Genomic DNA, 24978 nt, shown 5'->3' on the forward strand with positions numbered 1-24978 from the left:
GCGCACTTCTCGTTCTACAGAAGGCGGAACTGGGGGGCGCGTTCTGCTTGTCCTCTCAGCGCTCCTTCAGCGGGTCGCTTCTGCCTACGGAATCGCGCTGGCGATCATCCGGTCGCCGGAGAACTTGCCTTCGTCGCCACGAGGGTTGAATCCAAGTCTCCATGGTGTCTCCTGCGCCGACTATCCCATCCAGCCGAGTGGGCTTGTTGGCCGGATCCACGGGCCGGCGAGATTCACGTATCTGGTCGGTCATCTCAGCGCATCAGGATTGCTTGATGATGTTGGGTGACTGTGCCGTGCTTCGCGGATCGAGTCGCCGGGTAGGCTGAGGTAATCCACAGTCGAAAGACACGCGAGAGACACGGACACCCGACCGGCCCACCTCCCAACAGGAGAAACGCCTAGTGAATCGGGGGAACGCTCTGGCCATCGCCCTCTTCGAGTCCTGTCGCCCCGACCAATTCAAGAGCTTCATCTGACAAGGCGTTTCTCCTAGATGACTAGGGGTAACGCCTTGTTCCATGTGTCGGTCCGATGAGCACCAAGGGGCTTCCGGGGGACTTGTTGGGACATCTGAACCCCGACGTAAGCCCAACGAAATGGAAGTCATCATGTCCGAGTCCACTCAGGCGTGCCCAGTCGCAACTCCGCTCATGAGCGGGGGAACGGTGACGGTCGATCAGCCTGGTGAGTGGCAGCCCCCGGTGGCTCCCCAGCCCGAGCTGGTGAAGGAGGAGGCTCCGGTCGAGATCGTGTTCCGAGACCTGGCCCGGACGAGGTGGCCAGGCGTGATCTGACACCGAGGACGAAGGCCCTGTACGGGAGTCTGTTGGATTGGCTGATCCTTCCCGAATTCGGGGATGAGGCGGTGGCGTCGATCACGCCGAAACAGGTTCGCGCGTGGTTCGACAGGATGGGGCGGGAACGGGCCGCGCAAGGAAGCCACGCGTACGCGCTGCTCAAACAGCGCTCGAGCAGTAACCAGCGCAGAAGCAACAATGCGAGGCGCCCCCGCAGTCTCAGTCTCGTGACCGGAACTACATGGCAGAAGGATCGTGACATTGCCCTCATGCCGATGCGCGGGCGTTGATCGGCAACCCTCCTTTTGGGGGCCGTCCTCGCCAAGTCGCGAGCTCCCCATGCCCTGCCTTCAGCCCACCCGCTGGGCCGCGTACTGCTCGCTCGGCGTGATGCCTTCACCGGCCTTTCCTGCGTCTGACCTTCACAGGGGTTTGGCACCCCAGTCGCACCCTTCGGGGTGTCACGAGGCTTCACGGTCGGTGGTCTGATGGTCAACAGGTGAGCCGACCCGCCAGCGGCTTGGGCCGTTGGGCCTGTCATTTCGCCCATCTTCTTCAGCTAGACACCGAGGAGTCAGCCATGGACGCGAGCCTGGAATTCATCGGCACCGCCACCACGTTGCTGCGACTCGGTCCGTTCACGATCTTGACCGACCCGAACTTCCTGCACCGGGGCCAGTTCGCCTACTTGGGCAAGGGCCTGGTGAGCCGACGGCTGACCGAGCCCTCTGTCCAGCCACAAGACCTGCCGCAGGTGGACGCCATCGTGCTGTCCCACCTGCACGGGGACCACTTCGACCGCATCGCCCGGCGGGAGCTCGACCGGACCCCTGCGGTCTACACCACACGTCAGGCGGCGCGCCGGCTCGAGAAGTGGGAGTTCGACGCCAAGGCCCTGGCGCCGTGGCAGTCGTCAGAGCTCGCCGCCGCCGGCGTCGGGTTACGCATCACCTCGGTGCCGGGTCAGCACGCCCGCGGACCGATGCGTTTCCTGCTGCCACCGGTGATGGGCAGCGTGCTGGAGCTGGACACCGGTGCCGGCAGGCCGTTCCGCACCTACATCACCGGCGACACCCTGTTCCGCCGCGACCTGGAGCGCGTCGTGGAACGGTGCGGGCCGATCGACGCGATGGTGGTCCACTTGGGTGGCACGAGGATTGCCGGGATGACCGTCACCATGGACGACCGGCAAGGAGTCAAGCTGGTGCAGGCGATCCGTCCCAAGGTGACCACCCCCATCCACTTCGACGACTACAAGGTCTTCAAGTCCCCCCGCGAGGACTTCGTCGCCCGGTTCGCCCGTGACGCCGCCCCGGGCGACCTGCGTCTGGTCGATCGAGGGCAGACGATCCCCCTTACATCCTGATCGGAAGGTCACCGCAACGGGGGCCCCAGCGCAAGCGTCCCCAAGAGCGGGCATGCCCAACTCCTCGAACATTCGAACATGCCGCTGGTGGCTGCCGAGTTCCAGGCTCTCCTTGGCCATGACGTCAGCCTCAGCAGCAACAACGGCCACTTGTTGGCCGGCCGGATCGAGGGTGCAAGGTGCTCGGTTCAGGCGCCCGAATTCCGTTCGGCTGGAAGGGCGAGTGCGACGGCGGCGATGCCGAGCATGGTGATCGCGGCGAGGCCGACTCCGGTGGTGATGGTGGAGTGGTGGGCTACGAACCCGGCTGCGGCGGGGCTGGCGATGAAGGCCCCGTAGCCCAAGGCGTTCACCAGTCCAATCGCGGCCCCTTCACGTCCTGCTGGCGCCAGGCGCCCCGCGAGCGAGAAGCCGATCGGGACGATGGGGGACAGCGCAAACCCGACCAGGGCGAAGCCCAGGGTTGCGAGCCAGCCGTGGGTGAGCCACAGGCTCGCGGTCATGGCGAGGCTTCCCAGCAGGGCGGCGGTGACGAGGACCCGTCGCTCACCCCAGGCAGTGATGGCGCGCTGCGAGAGGCGTCGTCCCAGCCAAGAGGCGAGGTGGAACAGGCCCAGCGTGATGCCGGAAAGCCACAGCGGAGCGGTTTCGTTGTGGCGGACCAGCAGTGCCAGGAAGGTCTCCAGGATCCCGTCGCCGAAGAAGCACAAGGTGACGATGGCTGCTGCCAGCAGCACGCCGCTGGGCATCCGGCGACGCCCGGGCTGCTTGTGGGGTGCAGGGGCTTCTTCGTGTAAGGCACTGATGGGTGGAAGTGCAGTGCTGGGCGGCAGCGATCGGCGTACCGCCCATAGTCCGCCCAGTGCCATGGCAGCGCCCAGCAGGATGAAGGCTGAGTGGTAGCCGGATCCGACAGCCAGTCCGACGGCGCTGAGCAGTGCGCCGACGGAGGCTGCGAGGCTGAACCAAGAGTGGAAGCCGTTCATGAGTTCGCGGCCTTCACTGCGTTCGACGTCGGAGCCGAGGGTGTTGGCGGCCAGGTCCAGGAAGCTCACGAGCAGGCCGTAGCCGAGGCTGGCGGCCAGGAATTGCGGGTAGTTGGTGACAACGGCCTGGGCCCAGAAGCTGGCGCCGGTGCCGATCAGTCCGAGCGCGAGAATGGGGCGTCGGCCCAAGCGGTCGACGAGCAGGGCCCCGGCGATGAGGGTGATGATGCCTGCGACAGCGCTGAGGCTTGCGCCGGTGCCGAGTTGTCCGGGCTCGAGGTCAAGGGCGATGGCTTGATCGGCGAGCTGGACGGCTCGGACGCCGACGTGGAGGCCGAGCAGGCTGAAGGTGAGCGCGACGAGGCGACGGTGGCCAAGGCGTGCGGATGCGTTGGTGGGGTGGTCGTATGTCATGGGTGGTCCTGATGTTTGAGTGGTCGGGTGGAGCGCCCGCACTCGTGCATGACCACCAGCCGTGGATGTTCGTCGTCCACGGTTCACAAGAAAGGGGGGTCAGGGGTGCTGGACGCGAACGAACCGCGTCCGGCCTATCTCACCCTCGTCGTCGATGATGTCCAGAACCCTCATGATTCGACGGACGTTAGCAGGTCAAGGCAGGCCAGTGTGTTATGAGGTTTGGGGCGTGGCCTCCGGTCGCACCCTGACGTCGTTCCCGAGCATTCGCGCCGTCCTGCGCAACCCGGCGCCGACGTCGTCGACAGGACGTGGTGGTCGACAAGAATCCCATCACCAGCCGCTCGCCGGAGGGCCTGCCGGCGTTCTCCGAGGCGATAACGTCTCAACTCACAGGCACGACGACAAAGGAAGAGGAGAAGTCATGCGTGTGACCAAGGGATTGCTGGTTAGGTTTGACGCGTTGCCCGGGAAGGAGGACAGCGTGAAGGAGTTCCTTGACAGCGGCCGTGCGCTTGCTGAGGACGAGCAGGCGACCACCGCGTGGTTCGCGATCCGCCTGGGGCCGACCTCGTTCGGGATCTTCGACGTGTTCCCTGATGACGCCGGACGTGACGCCCACCTGTCCGGCCCTGTTGCGGTAGCTCTCGCCGAGCAGACCGGCACGTTGTTCTCCGAACCGACGATCGAAAAGCTCGACGTACTGGGCTCCAAGCTCCCCGCCTGACACCACAGACCGGGAGTACTGGCCCAGAGAGGAGGGGTCGATGCGCGCGGTGACTTAGGGCTCGCACAGCCCGCTGACGTCGTGGCAGCGGCCCCTTTCTCTTGCGGCCTATCGCCAATCACCAACAGATCGAGGAACGCGATGACAGGAACTGACGACGGCGTTGCCACGACGCGTTCACCCGAGGTAGCGGTGATCGGGGGCGGGATCGTCGGTCTGTCGACGGCGTACGCACTGCGGGAGCAGGGCGTGCCGGTGCGCTTGTACGAGGCTGGTCTGCCCGGAAAGGGTCAGTCCGCAGGCGAGTCGCGGATCTTCCGGCATGCCCACGACGACCCGCGCCTCGTCGCTTTCGCGCGCAAAAGCCGCGGCGTGTGGGATGAGTGGTCCGAACACTTCGACGTCGAACTGGTCTCATCAGACGGTGTGCTGGCGATCGGAGACAGCGCCCTGGCGCGGCTGCGGGTGCTCGACCAGGTCGGCGGCGTGGAAGCGCACGAGATCGACGCGGCCGAGGTCGCCCAGCGAATGCCGCTGCTCGCTGGGTACTCGGGGCCAGCGGTGTTCGACGAGTCGGGCGGCGCGATCCGCACCCGCGCCGCGATCACGGCACTCACGGGTGCCCTCGCAGATGCGGTCACCACCGGGGAGGTCATCTCCATCGATCCACGTGCCGACGGGACGGTCGAGGTGCGCAGCGTCACCGACCGGGCTGTCTACTCCAAGGTGGTCGTGTGCGCCGGCCGCGAAACCGCCCGGTTGGCGCGCAGCGTCGGCCTGTCGCTGCCGGTTCGCCTTGCCGCACACGTCCGGCTGACCTTCGACGTGAAAGCCGCCGCCCCGGCCCGAGTCGCGTGCCTGCAGGACAGCAGCGGCGTCTTCGGCGAAGTCGGCGTCTACGCGACGCCGCTACCGGGCAACAGCAGCTATTCGGTCGGACTCAGCGACACCGTCGGCGTCCGCGAGGACGGAACTTTCATCGACCCTGCGGCGATTCGATCGCTGGACGAACGCGCACGCGAATACGTGACACGGGCGCTGCCCGGTCTCCACCCAGAGCCGCGCGACTTCCTTCACTGCTGGGTGACCGACCTCCCGTGGAGTGAGGACGGCGTGGCCGTGTGGGAGGCAGGCTCTGTCCTTTTTGTGGCCGGTCACAATTTGTTCAAGCAGGCACCCGCGCTGGGGCGCGCTCTTGCCCGGGCTGCGACCGGCGGCGGTCTCTCCGCCGAGCTCACGCCCGAAGCGCGCCTCGGCGAGGCCCAGGGCTAGCCAGTGCGGATGTCAGCGATGACAGGATGGATGCATGCGAAGCGACCTGGCCGACGAGGTCTTGCCCTTGATCCGCTCGAGTGGCGACCTGCACCGGTATCGGGCGGCCAATGAGCACGGTTCCCGGATGCACGAGGCGGTTGACATTCTCGAGGAGGCGGTGGGCGTCGAGGATGCTTCGGTGGTCCATGACGTGTGTCATCGGGCGTTGATGTCGTCGCTTCGGATCATCATGCGTGCCGATGATTCGGCCGGCATCATCGGGGATGCCTGTCGGCGTCTGATCGCGCTGCATCCGGTGACGGCAACGGCGGCGAAGGTGCCGGCGGCACGGCTGGTGGCGTGGATGATCAAGTCCAGTTCGACTTCTTTGCTGTGGATCCGGTGGCATACGCGTCGGTGCGGGCGCCGACACCCTCGTCGGCAACATCGCCACCTACGCCAGGGACGGGTCGGTTGCGGCGTGGGCGCTGGAGACGGGTGAGGCATTCCTTGAGATTGCAGACGTGGAGCGGGCCATTGACTGGGCGCGGCGCGCGGCCTTGATGCCGAACGGGCGCTGGCTGTGGGTGAGTTGGCTGAGGCGAGGCGCCTTTCCCATCGCGGCGAGGCTGTTTCCTGTCTTGGTTCGGTTGGCCGACTATGAGCTCCGTGAGACGGGTGAGCGGCATTACCGCGTGGCGGCGAATCTGTTGGTTCGCGCCCGAGGGTTCGTCGTCGCTGCTGGCCAAGGCGATGATTTCGATGCCATCGTTCGTGAGTTGGCGCCAGGTTCATCGCCGTCGTCCGGGCTGCAGCAGGAGTTCGACAGGGCCGGGCTGGCGAGGTGAGCTGGCCGCAGTGACCTCATCTGGAAGGCTCCACGCGTCGGCATCCAAGCGTCGGCATCCTGGAGATGGGTCCGGGCGAGCTTCGTGCGCCCTGGGAACGCACCGTTATCCCGTCGCTCGTCGCGGGCAGCCCCGACCCCCGTCGACCACCCGATCACACGCTGCTGAGCCCAACTCCACTACTTGTGCAGGGGCCGAGGAAAACCCCGGCACCGGACCCGGCAATGACAGCACGCACGTCACGCTGATGAGCGGTGGTGCATCGCACATGGTCCTGGCGACGCGCTGTCAGGATCCACCTGAGCATGGCAGGGAATAGAAGGCCTCGCCCAACGACAACAACCGACTCGCGCCGAGGGGTAGCGCGGCGTACGGTCTCACCCGGTTCTGAACCGGGCACGGGTGCTCAGCGGCTCGCTGTAGAAGTGTGGCCCCGTGCGGCGGGCTCGCGGGCCGCCAGCCGCGATCTGGGGGTCAGCTGCCCAGCGGGGGCACCTCCACGACGGTGCGGCCGGTGCCCTTGCCAGCCAGCAGTTCCTCTGCGGTCTGCTGCACGTCGGCCAGGGCTACGGTGCGCGTGATGCCGTCCAGTCGCTGCGGTGCCAGGGCCTCGGCCAGCAGCTGCCAGGCGGCGGCGCGGCGATCAGCGGGCGTGCGGACCGAGTCGATACCCAGCAGCGAGATGCCGCGCAGGATGAAGGGCATCACGTTGCCCGCGAACTTCGGGCCGGCTGCCAGGCCGCAGGTGGTGGCCACGCCCTCCTGGTGTAGGCAGGCCAGGGCGCTGGCCAGCGGGGCGCCGCCGACGGCGTCGATGACGCCCGCCCAGCGCTGCTTGGCCAGCGGCTTGCCGCCGGTGTCCAGGTCTTCGCGGGAGACGATCGTCGAGGCGCCGAGTGACGTGAGCTGGTCGCGCAGTTGATCGGGGCGGCCGGTGACGGCATGCGCCTCGTAGCCAGACCCGGCCAGCAGGGCCAGGGCCACGGAACCCACGCCCCCACCGGCGCCGGTCACCAGCACGGGGCCGCGGTCGGGGGTGATGCCCGCGCGCTGCAGGGCGAGCAGGCTCAGCGAGGCAGTGAAGCCAGCGGTGCCGATGGCCGCGGCCTGGTGTGCGGAGAAGGCATCGGGTACCGCCACCAGGTCGTCGCCGCTCACCTTGGCCAGCTGCGAGAGCCCGCCATGGTGCTCCTCACCGAAGCCGGCCCCGGTCATCACCACCAGGTCTCCGGCGCTCCAGCGGGGGTGGCGGCTCTCAACGACCTCGCCGACCAGATCGATGCCCGGGATCAGCGGGTGCCTGCGGATCACGCCGGGGCGCCCCCGCAGGGCCAGGGCGTCCTTGTAGTTGATGCCGGAGTAAGTGACGCGGACGGTCGTGTCCAGGTCCTCCAAAATGTTCTCGTCAAGGCTCTCCAGAGCGGCCTGGGCCCCGGATTCGGTCTCGCGGACGATCCATGCGGTGAAGGTCATGCCACCAGTTCTCTCACGTGTGCCGCGACAATTCCAGTACCAGGCCGGACCTCGAGTGCGTGATCAACTGTCCCGCGTCGAGTAGTTGGCAGGATGTCGGGCTCTGGAAAGTTGCGGATCGTTGGGCCGGCCAGGCCACGGTGCACCTGCGAGGGCCGGTTCCGACCGATGGCCGAACCCGGGCACCGTGGTTCAGGTGCAGCCTCATGCTGCAGTGATCAGCGCACCGCCTCACTCGGGGAACACAGCTGGAAGGTGGCCCCCATCGGATCGGCCACCGTGGCGATGCGGCCGAAAGGGGAGTCCTCCGGCCCGTCGAGCAATTGTCCGCCCATCCTCTGGACGGTTTCGACGGCCTGGTCGCAGTCATCGACCGCGAAGTAGATCCGCCACCACGACCCCTCAGACTCGGGGATGAAGCCGGCGGCGTTGCAGATGCCGCTGGACGCCTCGGACTCCGGGCCGTTGGTGGCGTAGGCGGAGGCGTCGGTGTCGGCGCCGTCCTCCATGGGGGTCTGCATGGCGACGGGGTTGAAGTCGAAGACTGCGGTGTAGAAGGCCTTGGCGGCCTCGAAGTCCTGGGTCATCAGCTCGAACCAGACCGGGGTGCCGGGCTGGCCGGTGAAGGCGTAGCCCTCGGTGTCCCCGGCTTGCCACATGGCGATGGTGGCTCCGGTCGGGTCCGCGACGGTGGCGCAGCGGCCTGCGGGGCCCACGTCGCTGGCGGGGAACAGGACGGTGGCGCCATGGGCGGTGGCCAGGTCGAGTCGCTTGTCGATGTCGTCGACGGCAAGGAAGACGTCCCAGGCGCTCTTCGGGCCGTCTGCGGGGACGGGGACGCTGCCGTCGGTGGGGTAGTTGGCGAAGTCCATCATGCCGCCGACGAGTCCGCCGCCCTTGGTGATCATGTTGTAGTGGCCGAAGTCAGGGCCGGCATCGTCGAACTGCCAGCCGAACAGTTCGCCGTAGAAGCCCGTGGCGGTCTCGAGGTCGTTGGTGCCGAGGTCGAGCCAAGTGGGGGTTCCGGTGGTGCGGGTCATGGTGTCCTCCATCGGTGGTCGGTGTTGACATCACCAACGCTAGGCAGCGGGGTCGGTCGATCTTTGTCCCGATGTGCTCACTTGGCCAGCGCCGGCAGGGCGCTGAGCAGCGGGATGTCGTCGAGGCTGGCACGACGGAAAGTGAGCGACACCGCGCCGGGCTGGATGATGGGGGCTTCATGGCGCGCGACGACCGGCCAGGCCGGGGCGAGTTCGTGCAGGTGGTCGTCGGACTCCTCGACGGCGAAGCCCAGCAGCCATGGCGCTCCAGGGTGCAGCGGTAGGAAGACGGGCTCGTCGTACTCAGCCAGCTGTCCAGCGGACGGGAGGCCGATCGGGGCGGGCGTGGGGTACCAGCCCAGCCAGATACGGCAGGAATCCTCGACACCCGCGGGGAGCACCGGGGTGACGGCGACGTTCGGCTGGTTGGGGTCGCCCAGCGCGAACGGGGCCACCGCGCAGTGTTCCAGCTTCTGCGCCAGCTGCCGTAGTTGTCCGGGCGTGGTGCCCACCGTCGTGGCGAAACGACGGGTGAAGCTGGACAGTGAGTCGAATCCAACCTGTGCGGCCACATCGATCACCGCGCAACTCTCAAAGAGCAGGAGTCGCTTGGTCGTCTCGATCCGCACAGCAGCGAGGTAGGCGCTGGGAGAGACTCCGGTTGATGCCTTGAAGGCCCGGCTGAAGTGGTGCCGGCTATAGCCTGCAGCATCGGCAAGGTCCTGGACGTCGATCCCGTCGCAATGGTTTTCCTGGACGAAGTGCGCGACCTGTTCGACGGCCTGTAGCGGCAGGGTGGGCCTCCGGATGTCGGGCACGCAGCCCACGCTACCCGTCAGGGAGCCGAGTCGGTGCGGGGCAAGATCAACCATCTGGTGAATTGTCTGGCCACAACGGCCGAAGCCTGGGCGCTGGCGCCGCCTCGGAACCGGATGCCCAGCAGGGCATCATGACCCTTCGACCGGGCAGGCAGGCCTCGCCTTCCTCGGATCACAATCGCGGTCGCGAGACGCAGACCCCCCGCCGCCCGCCCATGACGGCTCGCGGGACTCGGCCCCATCTCCCACGTGCATCCCACGGGGTGCCACGATGCCGCATAGCCACAGGGAAACGCCTGGTCAACTGGGCTCGCGGGTTAGGTCCCTTGGTTCGAGCCCTGTTGCCCCGACCAATTCAAGTCCGTCGCTGACGAGGCGTCTAGATCGCGACCGACTTGAAGGGTTGGTTCCACGGCAGGCGATGCAATCGCTTCACTGCATCCGGCCCTAGCTGTACACGGTGCAGACCGGTAAGCCGCACGAACGGACCAGGAGGACCAGCATGACCGAATCCAGCGACGAACGTTCCCCGGAGGAGTTTCACCACCTTCACCACGACCGCAACCAGGTGGTGATGGACACCGAGGACCATCTGCAGCACTCCCGTGCCGAGACTGCGCTCGATGAGTCGGGATATAGGGGAACCACGCGAGGAGTGGTGCACCACGATCAACCGAACAGCGATCCCGAGCAGCGCTGATCGCGTAGTTCTTCTGATTCACTCTGTGCCTGGGGATGTCCCGGCATTTTTTGGAGGCTGGAGGCCCAAGGTCGCCTTGGTGTTCCTCCAGCCTCCACTATTCTTCTCGCGCATGAGCGGGGTTGAGTACCCGACTTCCAGACGTGGTAAAATCCGGGTTGACCGCAACTTGTGGTGTGGGTAATACCCAGAGTTGGTGAAGGAATGCAGTACAAGTGAACAGACGAGAATCGGTAGTGATCATTCGATGATCCGAGGGCTGCTGGGCTTATTGAGCTGTCAGTTGGTGGGCACGTTTCTTGTCTCCGCCTTTCACCTGAAGGTCCCGGGTTCGGTTCTGGGGATGTTGCTTCTTCTGCTGTTGTTGATCTGGCGCAAGCCGGACGCGGACGCTGACGTCCTCAAGGCCGGTGATCGTGTCTTGGACGAGCTTCCACTGTTGTTCATTCCCGCTGGCGTTGGTGTGATTGGGTGTCTGGGCATTATTCGCGCGCACTGGGCCGTGTTGTCGGTGGGTCTGGTGTTGCCGTGGGCGGCAGGTCTGATCGTCACGACTGGTGCGGCCTCGTTGGTGAAGACGATGCTGGTTGCCGACACTGACGAACTTGACGACCAAGCTGATGCGCTGGTGGGCAACTCTCAGCGCATGGAGGGTATCGAGCCGCACCGAACCACGCCTGATGCGGGGGTGGAGCAATGATCGGGATGGACATTCTTCGTGCCATGCATGCCAGTTTTGAGGACTTGATCAGAACGCCGCTCTTCGGCATCACATTGACCGTCGCGGCGTACTTGGTTGCCGTTCGTATCTGGCGTGCCTTCGGGCGCAGTGCACTGCTGACTCCCGTGCTGACGGCCATCGTTCTCGTTGCATGTTTCCTTGAGATCACCGGTATCGACTACAAGACCTATCTCGTGGGAGGAAGCTACCTGAGTTTCCTTCTCGGGCCGGCGACGGTGGCTCTCGCTGCGCCGCTGTACAAGGCGGGGTCTGCGATCAAGCAACTGCTTGCGCCGGTGGCTGCGGGCGTGATCATCGGGTCGCTGACGGCAATCGCGTCAGCCGTGCTCGTCGTCCGTGTGATGGGTGGCGGCCATGCCCTTGAGGCTACGCTCGCCCCCAAGTCGGCCACGACGCCCATTGCGATGGCCCTGTCTGACGGCAATGGGGGCGTGACCGCACTCGCTGCGGTGCTGACCGTCCTGACCGGGGTCCTGGGTGCCGTTGCTGGCCCATGGCTGTTGAATGCCCTGCACGTCAGCGATCCCAGAGTTCGAGGGCTGGCGCTGGGTGTCAGTTCCCACGGCATCGGCACGTCACAGGCTCTGGCTGAGGGACCCATGACCGGCGCTTTTGCTGCCTTGGCCATGGCATGTTCCGGTGTCACCACGGCGATCCTGATGCCCGTGGTGCTCACCGTGCTGAGCTGACTTGCAGCGAAAACCGGGTGGGCAAGGGATCTTCCTCCAGCCCGGTTGGCGTGATTGACACCGCCCAGCAGCACGCGATGAAGAACACGATCGGCTATGGCCTGATCTCCTTCGTCGACCACCTTGCCGTGGAGGCTCACCTGTGTCGCTATTCACGCTGGGGCCCTGCCCGGGTGAAGTAGCGCGCGGTAGGAGTTGCGCACGTGCCGCTCTACGGCCACGGCGGCGGCTTCGGGGTCCCCCGCGATCACGGCATCCAGCATCTGCTGGTGCTCGGCGACAAGGATCGCCTGGAAGTTGGGCCAGTCGGGCAGGGCGTGCTCCGCATCCAGGATCGGAGAATGGACAGCCCTGCGGATGGCCACGGCCAGGTCAGACAGGAACTGGTTGTCGCCCGATCTGGCGAGCGCGACGTGGAACTGCGTGTCGAGGGCGTTGAATGCTTCCGGCGAAAGCTCGGATCGCATGCGCTCTTGCAAGGAGACGGCCTGGGCCAGGGGAGCTGCCGCCCGCACCCGTGCGGCGGAAGCCATCGCGGCACGCTCGAGCGCGGCGCGCGTCTCGCTGACGTCGGTGAAGTTGATGCTGGCCAAGGCCAGGTGCAGCTCGAGCACCTGCCCGAGGGCCTCGATGTGCGCGGGCTGCACGATCGTGCCGTTGCCTGGCCCGGTCATCGAGACGAGGACGCCTTGTGCCTGCAGCACCCGGATCGCCTCGCGCACCGCACCCCGACCGATGTCCAGCTGCGCGGCCAATTCACGCTCCGGTGGCAGCCTGTCATCGCGGCGATAGGTGCCGTCGAGGATGCCCGACCGGATGTGTTGCAGGGCCACCTCGAACCCGCCGCGATCAGTCTGCACCGACATGCCCTCCTCGTGATGACCCAAGCCTCCGCCGGCCACTTGGCCACCGCCCCATTTGCGGCGCGGTCTGAAAGCCTTGACTCCGCGCCAGCGCAAGCTTATCGTCTGATTGGTAGGACCAATGGGGCCCTATCCGGAACAATGGAGTCTCCGAATGCAGCTTCTTGAGGCTTTCACCCCCTCGACCAACCCGCTGGGCCACGCCTGGGCCTCTGCCCTCGTTGCCGCCTTGCCCGTCATCGCCATGCTCGTCACGCTCGGCCTGCTGCGCTGGAAGGCCCATTGGGCCGGTGTGTTCAGCTGGGGCGTGGCGCTGCTCGTTGCCGTCGTGGCCTTCCACATGCCGGTGGGGCTGGCCCTGTCCACCAGCGTCCAGGGCTTCACGTACGGCGTCTTCCCGATCGTCTGGATCCTGCTCGCTGCGATCTGGATGTACCAGATCACCGTGATAAGTGGCCGCTTCGACGACCTGCGTCGCACCTTCTTCCTCATCAGCGACGACCCGCGCGTGCTGGGGATCCTGATCGCCTTCTGCTTCGGCGGCCTCCTGGAGGCCCTCGCCGGTTTCGGTGCTCCCGTTGCCATCGCGGCCGCCATGCTGATCGCCGTCGGCTTCTCCAAGCTGCGCGCCGCCGTGACCGCCTTGGTGGCCAACACGGTGCCGGTCGCCTTTGGCGCCGTTGGCCTGCCCGTGCTGATGGCGTCGCGCACCTCGGGCGTCGAACTCACCCAAGTCGCCAATGTGACCGCCCGCGTCTGCGCGGTGCTGTGCCTGGTCGTCCCCTTCCTGCTCTTGGCCATCATGGACGGCAAGAAGGGCGTCAAGGAGTGCTGGCCGTTCGGGCTGTTCGTCGGTTTCGTGTTCGGCCTCGTGAAGTGGTTCGTGGCCGGCACGGCCGTGTACAGCCTGACCGAGGTCTTCGCGGCCATCATCTCGGTCGCGGCTGCCATGGCCTTCTTGAAGGTCTGGCACCCCAGCGGCGGCCGCGAGGCCGCCCAGCGTATCGGCATCCCGATGGACCCCAGCGTCGAGACCGAGCCGGTCGCTGCTCAGCAGGCTGACACCACCGGTCTGAGCGCCGGGCGCATCTGGATGGCCCTGGTGCCCTACGTCCTGGTCGTGGTCATCTTCGGCATCGCCGCGGTCCCGGACGTGAAGACGGCCCTGGCCAGCGCGGACCAGAAGATCGCCTGGCCGCTGCTCAGCGGGCTCAACACAGCCGCCGGCACTCCCGCCGCCCATCGCGCCTACACGCTGCCGTTGCTCAGCCAGCCCGGCTTCCTGCTGGCCCTGGTCGCCATTGCCGTTGGCCTCATCTACAAGGTTGGTCTGGCCGAAATCTTCCGCGAGCTCGGCCGCAACGCCAAGAAGATGCGCTTCTCGGTTCTGACCATCGGCATGGTCGTCGCCCTTGCCTACGTCATGGGCGACTCCGGCCAGACGCTTTCTTTGGGCATGTTCCTCGCCGGAGCTGGCGCCGTGTACCCCTTCCTCGCCCCAGTCCTTGGCTGGATCGGCACCTACGTCACCGGCTCCGACACCTCGGCCAACATCCTGTTCAGCAACCTGCAGTCCAGCGTCGGCACCCAGATCGGCGTCGGGTCGTCCGTTGGGGTCGACCCGATGCGAGCCCTGCTGGTCGGTTCAGGCGCGGCGGGCGGCGTCGTGGGCAAGATGATCTCGCCGCAGTCGCTCACCATCGCCGCGACAGCCATCGGCCTGGCGGGTGGGGAGAGCGTCATCCTGCGCAAGGTGCTCAAGTTCTCGCTGCTCCTGCTGGTCCTCATGTGCCTCATCGCCGGCCTCATGTCCACCCCCTTACTGTCCTGGATGCTCCCGTGAGCATCACCCTCTCCGCCACTCGCCACCAGGAGGTCCACCACCAATGACCACTCAGAGCATCCTCGATGCCGTACCAGACGCCCTGCCCGGACGGGGGAAACGCGTCGCCTTGTTCATCACCTGCATCAACGATGTCATGTACCCCCAGACCGGTCGCGCGACCGTGCAACTCCTTGAGCGCCTCGGCTGCACCGTCGAGTTCCCGCGTGAGCAGACCTGCTGCGGTCAGATGACCACCAACACCGGCTACTTCGATGAGTCCGTCCCGACCGTGCGCAGCTACGTGAAGGCGTTCAGCGACTACGATTACGTGGTCAGTCCGTCGGGTTCCTGCACCGCCGCCGTGCGCGACCAGCACCCCGTCATCGCCCAGCACAGCGGTGACCAGGGCCTGGTGCGCGAGGTCGAGGCGATCCATCAGCGAGTCTTCGACGTGCCGGAGTTCCTCGTCGACGTGCTGGGCGTCACCGATGTGGGTGCGTACTTCCCACACCTCGTGACCTACCACCCCTCCTGCCACGGCAAGCGCTTCCTCCGCCTGGGGGACAAGCCGCTGGACCTGCTCCGCAATGTGCGTGGCCTGACGCTGGCTGACCTCCCCGATGCCGACCAGTGCTGCGGCTTCGGAGGAACCTTCAGCGTCAAGAACCCCGACGTCAGCGCCGCCATGGCCAACGACAAGGCGCGGCACGTCCGCGAGACGGGGGCCGAGTACGTCGTCGCCGGCGACAACTCATGCCTCATGAACATCGGCGGCGTCCTCAGCCGTCAGAACTCGGGCGTCAAGCCCATCCACCTCGTCGAGATCCTGGCCCAAACGGAGGACGACTGACATGACGACGACCCACGAGAGCGAGCCGACCAAGGCCCTGCGCCGCGTCACCGATGGCAACCATGGCGTGGCACGCCTCACCCCTGCGCCGAACACCCCCGGCACCTACCTGGGCATGCCCAAGTTCCCGAAGGCGGCCAAACAGGAACTGCAGCTCGAGGTGCAGCGCAAGAACATGCGCAACGCCACGACCACGATCCGCAACAAGCGGGCCCAGCGCGTGGCGGAGTCCCCCGACTGGGAAGACCTGCGTGACGCCGCCGAGACCATCAAGAACCGAGTTGGCCGGCACCTCGACGTCTACCTGGCACAGGCCGAGGAGAACCTCACCAAGCACGGAGTACACGTGCACTGGGCTCGGGACGCTGCCGAGGCCAACGAGATCGTCGCACAGGTCGCTCGCGCGAAGGGCGTGGACGAGGTCGTCAAGATCAAGTCGATCACCACCCAGGAGACCGACCTCAACGAGTACCTGGAAGAACAAGGGATCGCGGCATGGGAGACCGACCTGGCGGAGCTCATCGTGCAACTCGGACACGACCGTCCCTCCCACATCGTCGTGCCGGCGATCCACCGCAACCGCGCCGAAGTCCGCGAGATCTTCAAGCGCGAGATGGGCCGCTACGGCCGTCCCGCACCCGAGGGCATCTCGTCAAACCCGCCTGAGTTGGCCGACGCAGCCCGGATGCACCTGCGCGAGAAGTTCCTCCGCGCGAAGGTGGCGGTCTCCGGCGGCAACTTCGTCATCGCCGACACTGGGTCGCTGGTCATCGTCGAGTCCGAAGGCAACGGCCGCATGTGCCTGACCCTGCCCGAGACGCTCATCTCGATGGTCGGCATCGAGAAGGTCCTGCCGACCTTCGACGACCTGGAGGTCTTCCTCAAGCTGCTGCCCCGCTCGGCCACCGGCGAGCGCATGAACCCGTACAACTCGGTCTGGAGCGGTGTGACGCCCGGCGACGGCCCCCAGGAGCAGCACGTCATCTTCCTCGACAACGGCCGCACTGACGTGCTTGCCGACACCCTCGGACGCGAAGTGCTGCGCTGCATCCGCTGCGCCAGTTGCCTCAACATCTGCCCCGTCTACGAGCGCACCGGTGGCCACGCCTACGGCTCGGTGTACCCGGGCCCCATCGGCGCCGCCCTCAACCCCCAACTGCGCGGCGTCGAGAATGACGTCGACCGAGGCCTGCCCTACGCATGCTCGCTGTGCGGCGCCTGCAACGATGTCTGCCCCGTGAAGATCCCCTTCACCGACATCCTCATCCACCTGCGCAACCGCGTCGTCGACGCCGAGAAGAGCGACCGGATCCCTCGTGACATGGAAGTCGCGACAGAGATGGCGATGATGAAGACGGCCGCGTGGGTGTTCGGGGACGCCAAGCGCTTCGAGGCCCTCCAGAAGGGGTCATCGGTGGCCGGACGGGCACTGCGTGGCCGCACCGTCGGGCCCGTCCCAGCCCCCGTCGCTGACCGGTGGCTGCGTTACCGCGACGTGAACGACGTTCCCGCCCAGAGCTTCCGCCAGTGGTGGGACAAGAACCGTAAGGAGGGCAAGTGATGAAGATCGCCACCGATGAGGCCGCCCGCGCCCAGATCATGGAGCGCATCCGTCGCGGAACCACCGACATCATCGACAAGGACCCCGTCACCGACGTGCCGATCACCTGGACCTATGGGACAGGTCTGGAGATGGATGACGTGGTGGGAACCTTCGTGGCCAAGGTGCTTGATTACCAGGCCGAAGTCGTGCAGGTGACCCCACCCGAGGTTCCCGCCGCAATCGTGGACGGTCTGGCCGCCACTGGCGCCAGCAATTCGGTCGTTGTGCCGCCCGGTCTGGACAAGACCTGGCTGGACGCCATCCGTGCTTCTGGCCTGTCGGTCATCGTCGACTCCGCGGAGGTGGGGCATGGCGTGTTGAACCGGACCGATGCCGTCGTGACCGCTGCAAGCTCGGCGATCGCCGACACGGGCACGATCCTGTTGACCCACGGACCGGCCGAGGGTCGGCGTGCGATCAGCCTGGTGCCCGACCGGCATGTCTGCGTCGTACGGGCCAGCCAGGTGGTTTCCGACCTGCCGGAGGCGATCCGTGCCGTCAAGCAGTCGGTAGTGGATGGCAAGCCGCTCACCATGATCTCGGGCGGGTCGGCCACCAGTGACATCGAGCTGAGCCGGGTGGATGGCGTACACGGCCCTCGACGGTTGCACGTCATTGTGGTTGACGACGCCTGACCGGCCCGCACTACAGCCCGCCTCCGGGCCTGCCCGAAGGACTTTCATCGCTTTGCGTATCAGTCACCACTTGGCTCGGTCAGGTGCAGGTAGCGTCCGAGTCCCTTGATCGGGGGCGAGCAACCCGCCGCCCTGAGCGGCCGGTCATCGTCGGCGGCGGCTCCACCGGGTAGGAGAACCCGGCTGGAGCGCTGCTGCGGTGACGGCCGATGCCAGACCGGCTCAAACAGCTGGACAACATCAAGAACCCCGACCTGATCCACCCGGGTGAGGTCTTCAAGATTCCGCACAAGTGATCTAGAGCGAGCTTGACCCCTAAGTCCCCGGCCAGTCGGCCGGGGACTTCGCTTCCTGTTGATCCGCTGGGGCATTGTCGATCTGCGGGCGTGGGCGTGTTAGGAGTGACAACCTCGCTGCATGCACTCGATCGCAGAACTTCGTGACACGTCGCGGGCGAAGATGGACGCCTACACCGATCCGTCAGGGCTCTTTTCCTTCGCGACTTACGACACGTCGCCGACCAATCACAGCGATCGTCTTCGCCCAGAAGACATCCTGGCCGCGAACCTGTTGAGCCTCCGGCTGAGCTGGCGAGAAGTCATTCCCCTGTTTGCTGAGGGTGACGGCGCCCCCCAGCGGCTGCGCACGCTGCTGGACGCGGCCATGGTCTCGGCGCGATCGATTGATCGTCCCTTTGAGGCGTTCAAGTCTCTGGCTGCTCTGGATGCCGCGCTTGTGCCCTTGGCGGCTGCCAATGCAGCGACGGCTGACGTTGCTGGTTGGACAGCGGTCACCGTTTCCAAGGTCCTTCATCGTCATGCGCCCAACATCGTGCCCATCGTCGATTCGCGGGTGCTCGGGTTCTACGGGCTCCGCCGTCCCGGACAGGCCAAGGACTTGCGCCATCGCTTGTGGCAGGACATTCAAAGCAATCAAGCCTGGCTGGGCGACCTGGCCGCCGACTACAGGACTCCGGACGGGCGACCGCTCAGTGTTCTGCGTCTGGTCGACATCTTGATCTGGACCCCAGAGCCAAGCACCACCCTGGGCTAGGCCAACAGCAACCCGGCTGCAGCCCTCGACATGGCCACGTAGTCGTGACCTGCGTCCGGGACGACGTCCAATGACCATGCCAGGGACACACCTGCGTCGCTGGCAGCCGCGCGTCCGGCGTTGTAGAAGCTGAAACCGCGCTCGATCCTCGTATCGCCCTGGGCATTGGCCCCATCGTCTGAACGCAGATTCTCGTTCTCGACGTCCTGGCCGCCGAGCAACAGGAGCAGGTCGCGGGCCAAGAACTTGTTCAGGTCCACGTCCGGTCCGCCGCCCAGACCGTAGGGGAACTCGACCGACTCGTCCGGCATCGTGTACCAACCCGCGTTGGCCGCGGCCGCGCGCCGCAACCGTGCGTCCGTCATGTACAGCGCGAACCGGTGCGTGAACTGCGCCCCGGCCGAGTGTCCGAACATGTCGTAGACATCCTGCGTGGACGGGGTTTCCCGCAGCCAGGCGTCGAAGACCGTCTCGATGGACGTGAACGCCCACTGCGAACGGGGCCGCTCGTCGCCGTCGCCTGCCTGCATGCCGCCCAGGTTGTACTCCTCGGCGCCGGGGTAGGCGTCGTTGCTGAACTCAGGCGCCAGCACCACGACATCGTGACCTTCCACCAGCGGCGCCCACGCGTCGCGGTAGTCGGACGCATTTCGGTTCGTCCCGTGCATCACGAACAAGACGCGTGACATGGCAACCTCGTCACTGCCTGCCGCCCAGTGGACACGCAGGTCAGGGCGTCCGTCCAGCGGAACGCTCCAATTGCCGACCCCGTGCCCGAACCGGGACGAGGGCATGGACGTCGTCGCGGACCTTTGACAAGCAGCCAACACGACCGCTCCAACCCCGACCTGCAGTGCCTGCCGCCGACGCAACTCAGGCCACCGTGAGACGGGCCTCGGAGCCAACCATCGTGTACCCGGCGGGCAGCAGGGATTTGAAGGCGGCGCTGGTCTCGACCGTTGTGCAGGGGCGGGCCTGGTAGGCGACCGTTTCGTCCTCGTTGTCGGTCGCGAGGCAGCCGACGCGGTGCTCGAGGCCCTGGGCGGTCATCACGACCCGGGCGGTGAGGCCGAAGCCCTGCTTGCCGAAGTCGGAGAAACGGCCCGGGGAACCGAAGGCGAAGTTGCCCAGCCCGTAGTAGACGGGGATCCCGGAGACCACCTCGACCGGCTGCGCGGTGTGCGAACCCGCCCCGATCACGGCCTCGTAGCCGGCGTCGGCGAACATCTGCGCCCAGTGGCGCTGCTGGTCGTTGACCTCGGAGTAATTGTCACCCCAGTGCACGAAGGCGATGACGTGGTCGGCGCCAGCGGCCCTGGCGAGGTCGATGCCGCGCTGAACGGAGGCGGGGGAGAAGGCGATCATGCCCGCCTTGTCGACGTCGGCCCGGCTCAGCGGCCCGAAGTTCTCACCCAGGTTGACGATCCCCATGGTGCCCTGGGGGCTGTCCACCAGCAGCGGACGCTCGGCGGCCTCCAAGTTCACCCCGGCGCCGAAGGTCTCCAACCCGTTCTGCGCCGCGAAGGCGAGCGTGTCGGCCAGGCCGGTCTCGGTGCGGTCAAGCAGGTGGTTGTTGTTCAGCGCCAGCGCGTCGACACCGGCGCGGGCGAATACACCGGCCACCGCCGGAGCGCTGTTGTAGACGTACTTCGCCCCCGGACGGGCGTTGGCGGCGTACTCGTCGCTGATCGGGCTCTCGGAGTTGAGGAGCGTGTAGTCGGCGCTGGCGATCACGGGTTTCAGCCGGGCGAGCGGGGCGTCAATTCCCTTCTTCGACATCAGGCCCACGGCACCGTCGGCGAGCATCGTGTCACCGCCGAGGAGCAGGGAGAAGGCTCCGGACTGGTGGGTTGCCGCGACGGTGGCCCGGGTCACGGTCGGGACGGGTGCCGCGGCCCCGGCGATCCGGGCGCCCAAGGCGGCCGCGCTGCCCAACGCGACGACCGCACAGCCTGCGATCAGCCAGTGGTCGCGACGACGATTGCGCCTCTCCCGGGACAGCGTCCGGCGGGTGTCGGCGGCGGCCAGTTCGGCGTTGTCCATCAGGCCGTCGTCGGTGCTCTCGTCGTGGAAGCTGGCGTTCTCGGTGGTCATGCGGAGATCTCCTTGGTCCAGACCGGGGCGATACGGCGGGGTTGCTGCCCGGCGGCGAGATGCCAGGTCTCGTCGGCGACAGCGATCACCTCAGGGTCATGGGTCACGAGCAGGACGGTGCTCTGCTGGCGGCGCAGGTAGGCGAGGAAGCGGGCCTTCGAATCGTCGTCCAACCAGACGGTCGGCTCGTCGAGCAGCAGGATCGGGGGGTTAGGGATGAGCGCCCGGGCGATCTTGAGCAGCTGGCGCTCGCTGAGCGACAGGTTCGCTCCGCCCTCGGTCAGCCAGGTCTCCATGCCGTCGGGGTGACGCAGCAGCATCTGGTCCACGCCCAGGGCCAGGCACACGCGGTGCAGCTGTCCATCGTTGACGTCCGGCTGGTCATAGGTGAGGTTGCGGTGAATCGTCCCGCGCATCAGCGGCAGGTCGGGGCTGACGACGCCGATCTGACGGAACAGCGATTCCGGGCTGGTGGACGACAGGGGCTGGTCGTCGATCCAGACCTCGCCCTGGGTGGGGTCCTGCAGCCCGGCAACCACCTGCAGCAGCGTGGACTTGCCGCTGCGGCTGGGGCCGGTGAGGGCGACGACGCGTCCGGCGGGCACGTCCATGTTGACGTCCACCAGGACGCCGGAGCTGACATCGCGCAGCTGGATCGCGCCTCGGCGCACCCGCAGCCTCGGCTGTTCGCCACGCTCGGTGCCCCGGGAACTGGACGCGTGGAACTCCATGATCTTCTGGCGCGAGACCTGCGCACGGTGCCAGTAGTCGTGTGCGAGGCCCAGCGTGCGGATGGGACGCGACATGAAGCGGCTGATCAACAGGGCCGCGACCGTGGCGCCGATGGTGGTGGCGCCAGCGTGCACCTCGATGACCCCGACGGCCAGCACGAGCGCGCTGACCAGGGTGGAACCCATGTAGGCCAGGCCGCGCAGGCGTCCGCGGAGCCAGGCCACGGCGTTCAGGGACTCGGTGAGCGAGTCGTTCTGGCGGGCCAGACGGGCATACTCACCGCCGGTGCGGGCACCGACCTGGACGACCGCGAGGGAGTTGATCTGCTCGTCGATGCTGCCAATCAGCAGCGAACGGCGGCGGCGCATCACCTTCGTGGCGCGGCGCATCGAGCGTCCTTGGGTCAGCGACAGCAGGGCGGTGATGGACAGGCCGAGCACCATGGCCAGGGCGATCCAGGGGTTGAGCCAAGCGACCAGTCCGATGCCGACGACCAGTTCCAGCAGGGCGACGGTGCCGGTGAGCAGACCGCGGGAGAGCCACATGCGCAGCATCGACAGGTCGCCGGTGAGGCGCAGCAGCAGGCCGCCGCGGGCGCGGTGGCGCAGCTGGTCGGGGGTCATGCCAAGCAGGTGGGAGTACATCTTCATCCGCAACCGGCGGACGGCTTCATACCCGGCGGCCTCGGCGAGGCCGAACTCGAGGGTGCGGAGCAGACCCATCAGCAGCGCCAGGCCGGCCATGATGGCGACCATCACGAGCGAGCGGCGGAAACTTTGCTCGTAGGCGGCGCCCACGGTCGTCGGGGTCAGGGAGTCGATCACCCAACGCAGGGCCAGGGTGAAGGCGACCAGGCAGATGACCTCGATCAGGCCGACGCCGACGACGAGAATCCAGTCGCGGGTGCGCGGCTTGAAGTCGCGGCCGGTGACGACGCCGTTGCGCTCGATCGGGACGTAGGTGGCGAGGGGGATGGCGCGCATGTCGTCGTGCTCAGGCTGTCGCGACGGCGCGTGGGGCGGCGGCGACCGGAGCCGGAACCGTCGCCGGCGCGGGGATCGTGGCCGGTGCCTCCGAGGGCGGCAGCCAGGCCAGCAGTTCGGCGTCCGGAGGAGTGAACTCGGCCAGGTCGATTCCCAGCACCGGGGCGACGATCTCGGGGTTGCCGAGTTCGGCCAAGCCCCAGATGGGCAGGTTCACGGCGCGGGCGGCCTCCCGGGCGGCCAGCGACGAACGCGTCATCGAACCGGCTACGGCGACGATGGGCAGCCCGCGCTCGCGCAGGAAGTTCACGCCGGTATGGGCGCCCATCGCATCGGAGGCGGCCAGCACGACCGCGTCGGCGATGTCAGCGAAGGACTCCGACTGCAGCAGCGTCGAGGTCTCCTGCTGGAAGACGCCGTCCGCAACCTCGACGAAGTTGATGCCGCAGCCCGACGCGGTGAGGTTCCACACCAGCTGGGTCATCGCATCGACCAGCCGGGGGATGGGCTGCATGAAGGTTGACGCCAGACCGGCGTCGGTGAAGTCGATCATCCGGTGCGCACCGGCGTCGAACATCTGCCAGTAGTCATTGCCAGAACCGGTGCCGGTCACCTTGGTGACTCCTGGACGGGCGCCCATCCGAGCCAGGCCGTGGACGAGGTGGTGGATCGTGGTGGTCTTGCCGGCGTTCATCGACGTTCCGAGCACGGCGATCGTGCGGGGGCGCGTCATCGGGCGGGGCAGTTCCGGCAGCGCGAAGTCGGCGACGTTGAGGGCTTCGCCGCGTTCGTTGCCCAGCAGGCCTACGGGCTCGATGTCGGTGGCCTGCCTGACCAGGCTGCTGCGCGACATCACCTCCGAGGCGATGCCACCCGAGGCGACGAGCTGGGTCGGCCCGAGGGTGAGTGGGACATAGCTCTCGAACTGGTCTGTGGCGTAGCGGTCGGCGAAGGCCACGATGATGAGGTCGCCGACGTGCAGTCCCGAGCGGCGGCCAGTGGGCAGCTCCAGGTTCTTGTGGTTGCCCAGCCGGCTGATCCTGGCCAGCAGGATGTCACCGCTGCGCGGTCGCACCGCCCCGCTGATGATGGTTCTCATGGCCTCGACCGGCACCCGACGAGTGGCGAAGCTGCGCCTCGCCTGCGTCAGGTAGAGGTCGCTGACCGTGGACACAGTGATCTCACGCCCTGCGCTCATGGCATTGCCTTCCCCCGAAGGAAGCCGCTCTACGCGAACAGCCCAAGCCGAGGTTAATCGACATTCGAAGGTTCAGCCAAGAAGCGGTTGTCTGGCGGATCTCCGCAGCCGGGGGCAGGGAGGCGGGACGATCACTCGGTGAGGCGCCATGTGGATGCGTGGTGGCGCAGGTCTTCCGCGGCAGTCGCGGGGGTGGTCGAGAACCGAACTTCTGCGGTGTGTTGTCGGCCGTACACCCATGCCCTGCACATGAACCGGTTCAGGTCTGGGTCGTGTCCCCATTCGGCCAGCACGCCAACCCCGCCGGGCAGGGAGATCCGGGTGTTCTGGAAGCCTGGAAGCAGATTCCAGCTGCGATCCACCGGACTCTCCATTCTTGTCGACACGTCGATGATGGCCTTGCCAGGGCCATCGAAGTGGAGGTCGAACCTGTCGCCGGGCTTTGACCTGGTGAATCCCCTGGGCGTCGAGAAGGTGAAGTTCTTCACCGTGTGTGGCTCCCAGTCCTCGCGAGGGGTGGCCAGTTGGAGCTGAGGAAGTTTGGTCAAGGCGTTGGGCATCGCCGTCGAACAAGCATCGTCCCCGGTGGGGGACATCCACGTGCTCTTTGAGGTGAAGGCGACGGCCAGCCTGGAGGTCCTCGTCCACGTGTACGGGGCCGACCCCACAGTGACGAGGCTCGTTGTGTTGGCCTGGAGCTGGATCCAGGCCATGCCATCGGCGTCCGGCAGCACGGTCCACCACAAGGCCTCAACACCCAGCCTGGCCTTCGCGGTGGTTCGTTTCGCCGGGACGCCTCCAACCCTCTGCGCCAGCTTCCCGTCACTGTTCATGAACGACTCCCGACCGAAATAGCCCGAGGGATCCTTCTTGCCACCTGGCGACAGGACCTCCCACATTCGGTTGGTCCAAGCGGCTTGCCGCTTGCGGTTGTGCACCCACAACTCAGGCGGGTCGAGAACCTCGCGGACGAACAGCGGCGCGATGATCGAGAGCTGGTAGCGCCAGTCCCTCATGGGACGGGTGGCGAGGGCGTCCTTGTCGGGGTCGGTGGGCTTCGCGTGGAGCAGTTTGTGGCCCGTGGGCAGCCGCAGCGGGCGGTAGGGGCCGTACTGGTCCTTCGTGGCCGGGCCCAGCCAGATCCCGGCGGCTTCGTTCATGGCGGCCAGGTCGATCGCCTCGACCAGCGCGGGTGACAGGGCATCGGAGGCGACCCACTGCGGGGCTGCCGAAGGAGTCGGGGACGGGGCGGGAGTGCTCACGCCGTGGCGACGGATGCCTCCCA

Annotated in this window: 24 protein-coding genes; 14 read left to right on the forward strand and 10 right to left on the reverse strand. The window is 66.8% G+C overall.

Annotated features, from left to right (window positions below; genetic code table 11):
• Nucleotides 1-1380 precede the first annotated feature (1380 nt).
• The gene (locus tag ABD089_RS02360; RefSeq protein ID WP_343884594.1) at nucleotides 1381-2166 is read left to right on the forward strand and encodes an MBL fold metallo-hydrolase; all 786 of its coding nucleotides are present in this window, start codon (nucleotides 1381-1383) and stop codon (nucleotides 2164-2166) included.
• Nucleotides 2167-2354: 188 nt separating this feature from the next.
• Here ABD089_RS02360 and ABD089_RS02365 read toward each other — a convergent pair whose 3' ends face one another.
• Nucleotides 2355-3566, reverse strand: a complete 1212-nt coding sequence (locus ABD089_RS02365; RefSeq protein WP_343884595.1) for an MFS transporter — start codon at nucleotides 3564-3566, stop codon at nucleotides 2355-2357.
• 484 nt (nucleotides 3567-4050) lie between these two features.
• Between ABD089_RS02365 and ABD089_RS02370 the strand changes: the two genes are divergently transcribed.
• The 4 genes from ABD089_RS02370 to ABD089_RS02385 all read left to right on the forward strand — a co-directional run bounded on the left by ABD089_RS02370 (nucleotide 4051) and on the right by ABD089_RS02385 (nucleotide 6395).
• Nucleotides 4051-4293 (forward strand): antibiotic biosynthesis monooxygenase, encoded by a 243-nt coding sequence (locus tag ABD089_RS02370; RefSeq protein ID WP_425560016.1) that lies wholly within the window; start codon nucleotides 4051-4053, stop codon nucleotides 4291-4293.
• A gap of 141 nt (nucleotides 4294-4434) precedes the next feature.
• Nucleotides 4435-5565: an NAD(P)/FAD-dependent oxidoreductase gene (locus ABD089_RS02375; protein ID WP_343884598.1), complete on the forward strand. Its 1131-nt coding sequence runs from the start codon at nucleotides 4435-4437 to the stop codon at nucleotides 5563-5565.
• A 34-nt stretch (nucleotides 5566-5599) separates the two neighbouring features.
• Nucleotides 5600-6049 (forward strand): hypothetical protein, encoded by a 450-nt coding sequence (locus ABD089_RS02380; protein WP_343884599.1) that lies wholly within the window; start codon nucleotides 5600-5602, stop codon nucleotides 6047-6049.
• Between the two features lie 22 nt (nucleotides 6050-6071).
• Nucleotides 6072-6395, forward strand: a complete 324-nt coding sequence (locus ABD089_RS02385; RefSeq protein WP_343884600.1) for a hypothetical protein — start codon at nucleotides 6072-6074, stop codon at nucleotides 6393-6395.
• Between the two features lie 474 nt (nucleotides 6396-6869).
• Here ABD089_RS02385 and ABD089_RS02390 read toward each other — a convergent pair whose 3' ends face one another.
• The 3 genes from ABD089_RS02390 to ABD089_RS02400 all read right to left on the reverse strand — a co-directional run bounded on the left by ABD089_RS02390 (nucleotide 6870) and on the right by ABD089_RS02400 (nucleotide 9726).
• Nucleotides 6870-7868, reverse strand: a complete 999-nt coding sequence (locus ABD089_RS02390) for an MDR family oxidoreductase (RefSeq protein WP_343884601.1) — start codon at nucleotides 7866-7868, stop codon at nucleotides 6870-6872.
• Nucleotides 7869-8086: 218 nt separating this feature from the next.
• Nucleotides 8087-8908, reverse strand: coding sequence for a VOC family protein (locus ABD089_RS02395; RefSeq protein WP_343884602.1), 822 nt, complete (start codon nucleotides 8906-8908; stop codon nucleotides 8087-8089).
• A gap of 77 nt (nucleotides 8909-8985) precedes the next feature.
• Nucleotides 8986-9726 carry a helix-turn-helix transcriptional regulator gene (locus ABD089_RS02400; protein WP_343884603.1) on the reverse strand — a complete coding sequence of 247 codons (741 nt, stop codon included), beginning with the start codon at nucleotides 9724-9726 and terminating at the stop codon, nucleotides 8986-8988.
• Between the two features lie 502 nt (nucleotides 9727-10228).
• Here ABD089_RS02400 and ABD089_RS02405 point away from each other — a divergent pair.
• The 4 genes from ABD089_RS02405 to ABD089_RS02420 all read left to right on the forward strand — a co-directional run bounded on the left by ABD089_RS02405 (nucleotide 10229) and on the right by ABD089_RS02420 (nucleotide 12039).
• A complete protein-coding gene (locus ABD089_RS02405) occupies nucleotides 10229-10426 on the forward strand; it encodes a hypothetical protein (protein ID WP_343884604.1) in 198 nt (65 codons plus the stop codon).
• 247 nt (nucleotides 10427-10673) lie between these two features.
• Nucleotides 10674-11126 carry a CidA/LrgA family protein gene (locus ABD089_RS02410; protein ID WP_343884605.1) on the forward strand — a complete coding sequence of 151 codons (453 nt, stop codon included), beginning with the start codon at nucleotides 10674-10676 and terminating at the stop codon, nucleotides 11124-11126.
• Nucleotides 11123-11857 (forward strand): LrgB family protein, encoded by a 735-nt coding sequence (locus ABD089_RS02415; RefSeq protein WP_343884606.1) that lies wholly within the window; start codon nucleotides 11123-11125, stop codon nucleotides 11855-11857. Before ABD089_RS02410 ends, ABD089_RS02415 begins: the two co-directional genes overlap by 4 nt.
• A 50-nt stretch (nucleotides 11858-11907) precedes the next feature.
• Nucleotides 11908-12039: a hypothetical protein gene (locus ABD089_RS02420; protein ID WP_343884607.1), complete on the forward strand. Its 132-nt coding sequence runs from the start codon at nucleotides 11908-11910 to the stop codon at nucleotides 12037-12039.
• Here the strand turns inward: ABD089_RS02420 and ABD089_RS02425 are convergent.
• Nucleotides 12010-12816, reverse strand: a complete 807-nt coding sequence (locus ABD089_RS02425) for a FadR/GntR family transcriptional regulator (RefSeq protein ID WP_343884608.1) — start codon at nucleotides 12814-12816, stop codon at nucleotides 12010-12012. The two genes, ABD089_RS02420 and ABD089_RS02425, sit on opposite strands and share 30 nt — an antisense overlap.
• Before the next feature lie 58 nt (nucleotides 12817-12874).
• On the opposite strand from ABD089_RS02425, the gene ABD089_RS02430 reads away from it, so the two are divergent.
• The 5 genes from ABD089_RS02430 (at nucleotide 12875) to ABD089_RS02450 (ending at nucleotide 18686) form a co-directional block, all read left to right on the forward strand.
• Nucleotides 12875-14563: an L-lactate permease gene (locus tag ABD089_RS02430; RefSeq protein WP_343884609.1), complete on the forward strand. Its 1689-nt coding sequence runs from the start codon at nucleotides 12875-12877 to the stop codon at nucleotides 14561-14563.
• A 43-nt stretch (nucleotides 14564-14606) separates the two neighbouring features.
• A complete protein-coding gene (locus ABD089_RS02435; protein ID WP_343884611.1) occupies nucleotides 14607-15395 on the forward strand; it encodes a (Fe-S)-binding protein in 789 nt (262 codons plus the stop codon).
• 1 nt (nucleotide 15396) lies between these two features.
• Nucleotides 15397-16956 (forward strand): LutB/LldF family L-lactate oxidation iron-sulfur protein, encoded by a 1560-nt coding sequence (locus tag ABD089_RS02440; RefSeq protein WP_343884612.1) that lies wholly within the window; start codon nucleotides 15397-15399, stop codon nucleotides 16954-16956.
• On the forward strand, nucleotides 16953-17633 hold the full coding sequence (locus tag ABD089_RS02445) for a LutC/YkgG family protein (protein WP_343884613.1): 681 nt from the start codon (nucleotides 16953-16955) through the stop codon (nucleotides 17631-17633). The genes ABD089_RS02440 and ABD089_RS02445 overlap by 4 nt, the downstream gene beginning before the upstream one ends.
• A gap of 417 nt (nucleotides 17634-18050) precedes the next feature.
• Entirely contained in the window at nucleotides 18051-18686 is a 636-nt protein-coding gene (locus ABD089_RS02450) for a DUF6308 family protein (protein WP_343884614.1), read from the forward strand.
• Here ABD089_RS02450 and ABD089_RS02455 read toward each other — a convergent pair.
• From ABD089_RS02455 to ABD089_RS02475, 5 genes are all read right to left on the reverse strand, one after another.
• Nucleotides 18683-19375: a hypothetical protein gene (locus ABD089_RS02455; protein WP_343884615.1), complete on the reverse strand. Its 693-nt coding sequence runs from the start codon at nucleotides 19373-19375 to the stop codon at nucleotides 18683-18685. The genes ABD089_RS02450 and ABD089_RS02455 overlap by 4 nt on opposite strands.
• Before the next feature lie 184 nt (nucleotides 19376-19559).
• Nucleotides 19560-20780, reverse strand: a complete 1221-nt coding sequence (locus tag ABD089_RS02460) for a CapA family protein (RefSeq protein ID WP_343884616.1) — start codon at nucleotides 20778-20780, stop codon at nucleotides 19560-19562.
• The gene (locus ABD089_RS02465) at nucleotides 20777-22495 is read right to left on the reverse strand and encodes an ABC transporter ATP-binding protein (protein WP_343884618.1); all 1719 of its coding nucleotides are present in this window, start codon (nucleotides 22493-22495) and stop codon (nucleotides 20777-20779) included. Before ABD089_RS02465 ends, ABD089_RS02460 begins: the two co-directional genes overlap by 4 nt.
• Before the next feature lie 10 nt (nucleotides 22496-22505).
• Nucleotides 22506-23693: a hypothetical protein gene (locus tag ABD089_RS02470; protein WP_343884619.1), complete on the reverse strand. Its 1188-nt coding sequence runs from the start codon at nucleotides 23691-23693 to the stop codon at nucleotides 22506-22508.
• A gap of 131 nt (nucleotides 23694-23824) precedes the next feature.
• The gene (locus tag ABD089_RS02475; RefSeq protein WP_343884620.1) at nucleotides 23825-24955 is read right to left on the reverse strand and encodes a hypothetical protein; all 1131 of its coding nucleotides are present in this window, start codon (nucleotides 24953-24955) and stop codon (nucleotides 23825-23827) included.
• Nucleotides 24956-24978: the final 23 nt, after the last annotated feature.

This window comes from Luteococcus sanguinis (assembly GCF_039527675.1).
Lineage (GTDB): Bacteria > Actinomycetota > Actinomycetes > Propionibacteriales > Propionibacteriaceae > Luteococcus > Luteococcus sanguinis.

Bases quoted from the DNA above. Each gene is read 5' to 3' on its own strand.
- ABD089_RS02360 (WP_343884594.1), top strand. From the start codon at position 1,381: ATGGACGCGAGCCTGGAATTCATCGGCACCGCCACCACGTTGCTGCGA.
- ABD089_RS02365 (WP_343884595.1), bottom strand. From the start codon at position 3,566: ATGACATACGACCACCCCACCAACGCATCCGCACGCCTTGGCCACCGT.
- ABD089_RS02375 (WP_343884598.1), top strand. From the start codon at position 4,435: ATGACAGGAACTGACGACGGCGTTGCCACGACGCGTTCACCCGAGGTA.
- ABD089_RS02380 (WP_343884599.1), top strand. From the start codon at position 5,600: ATGCGAAGCGACCTGGCCGACGAGGTCTTGCCCTTGATCCGCTCGAGT.
- ABD089_RS02390 (WP_343884601.1), bottom strand. From the start codon at position 7,868: ATGACCTTCACCGCATGGATCGTCCGCGAGACCGAATCCGGGGCCCAG.
- ABD089_RS02395 (WP_343884602.1), bottom strand. From the start codon at position 8,908: ATGACCCGCACCACCGGAACCCCCACTTGGCTCGACCTCGGCACCAAC.
- ABD089_RS02405 (WP_343884604.1), top strand. From the start codon at position 10,229: ATGACCGAATCCAGCGACGAACGTTCCCCGGAGGAGTTTCACCACCTT.
- ABD089_RS02410 (WP_343884605.1), top strand. From the start codon at position 10,674: ATGATCCGAGGGCTGCTGGGCTTATTGAGCTGTCAGTTGGTGGGCACG.
- ABD089_RS02415 (WP_343884606.1), top strand. From the start codon at position 11,123: ATGATCGGGATGGACATTCTTCGTGCCATGCATGCCAGTTTTGAGGAC.
- ABD089_RS02430 (WP_343884609.1), top strand. From the start codon at position 12,875: ATGCAGCTTCTTGAGGCTTTCACCCCCTCGACCAACCCGCTGGGCCAC.
- ABD089_RS02435 (WP_343884611.1), top strand. From the start codon at position 14,607: ATGACCACTCAGAGCATCCTCGATGCCGTACCAGACGCCCTGCCCGGA.
- ABD089_RS02440 (WP_343884612.1), top strand. From the start codon at position 15,397: ATGACGACGACCCACGAGAGCGAGCCGACCAAGGCCCTGCGCCGCGTC.
- ABD089_RS02450 (WP_343884614.1), top strand. From the start codon at position 18,051: ATGCACTCGATCGCAGAACTTCGTGACACGTCGCGGGCGAAGATGGAC.
- ABD089_RS02455 (WP_343884615.1), bottom strand. From the start codon at position 19,375: ATGTCACGCGTCTTGTTCGTGATGCACGGGACGAACCGAAATGCGTCC.
- ABD089_RS02460 (WP_343884616.1), bottom strand. From the start codon at position 20,780: ATGACCACCGAGAACGCCAGCTTCCACGACGAGAGCACCGACGACGGC.
- ABD089_RS02465 (WP_343884618.1), bottom strand. From the start codon at position 22,495: ATGCGCGCCATCCCCCTCGCCACCTACGTCCCGATCGAGCGCAACGGC.
- ABD089_RS02470 (WP_343884619.1), bottom strand. From the start codon at position 23,693: ATGAGCGCAGGGCGTGAGATCACTGTGTCCACGGTCAGCGACCTCTAC.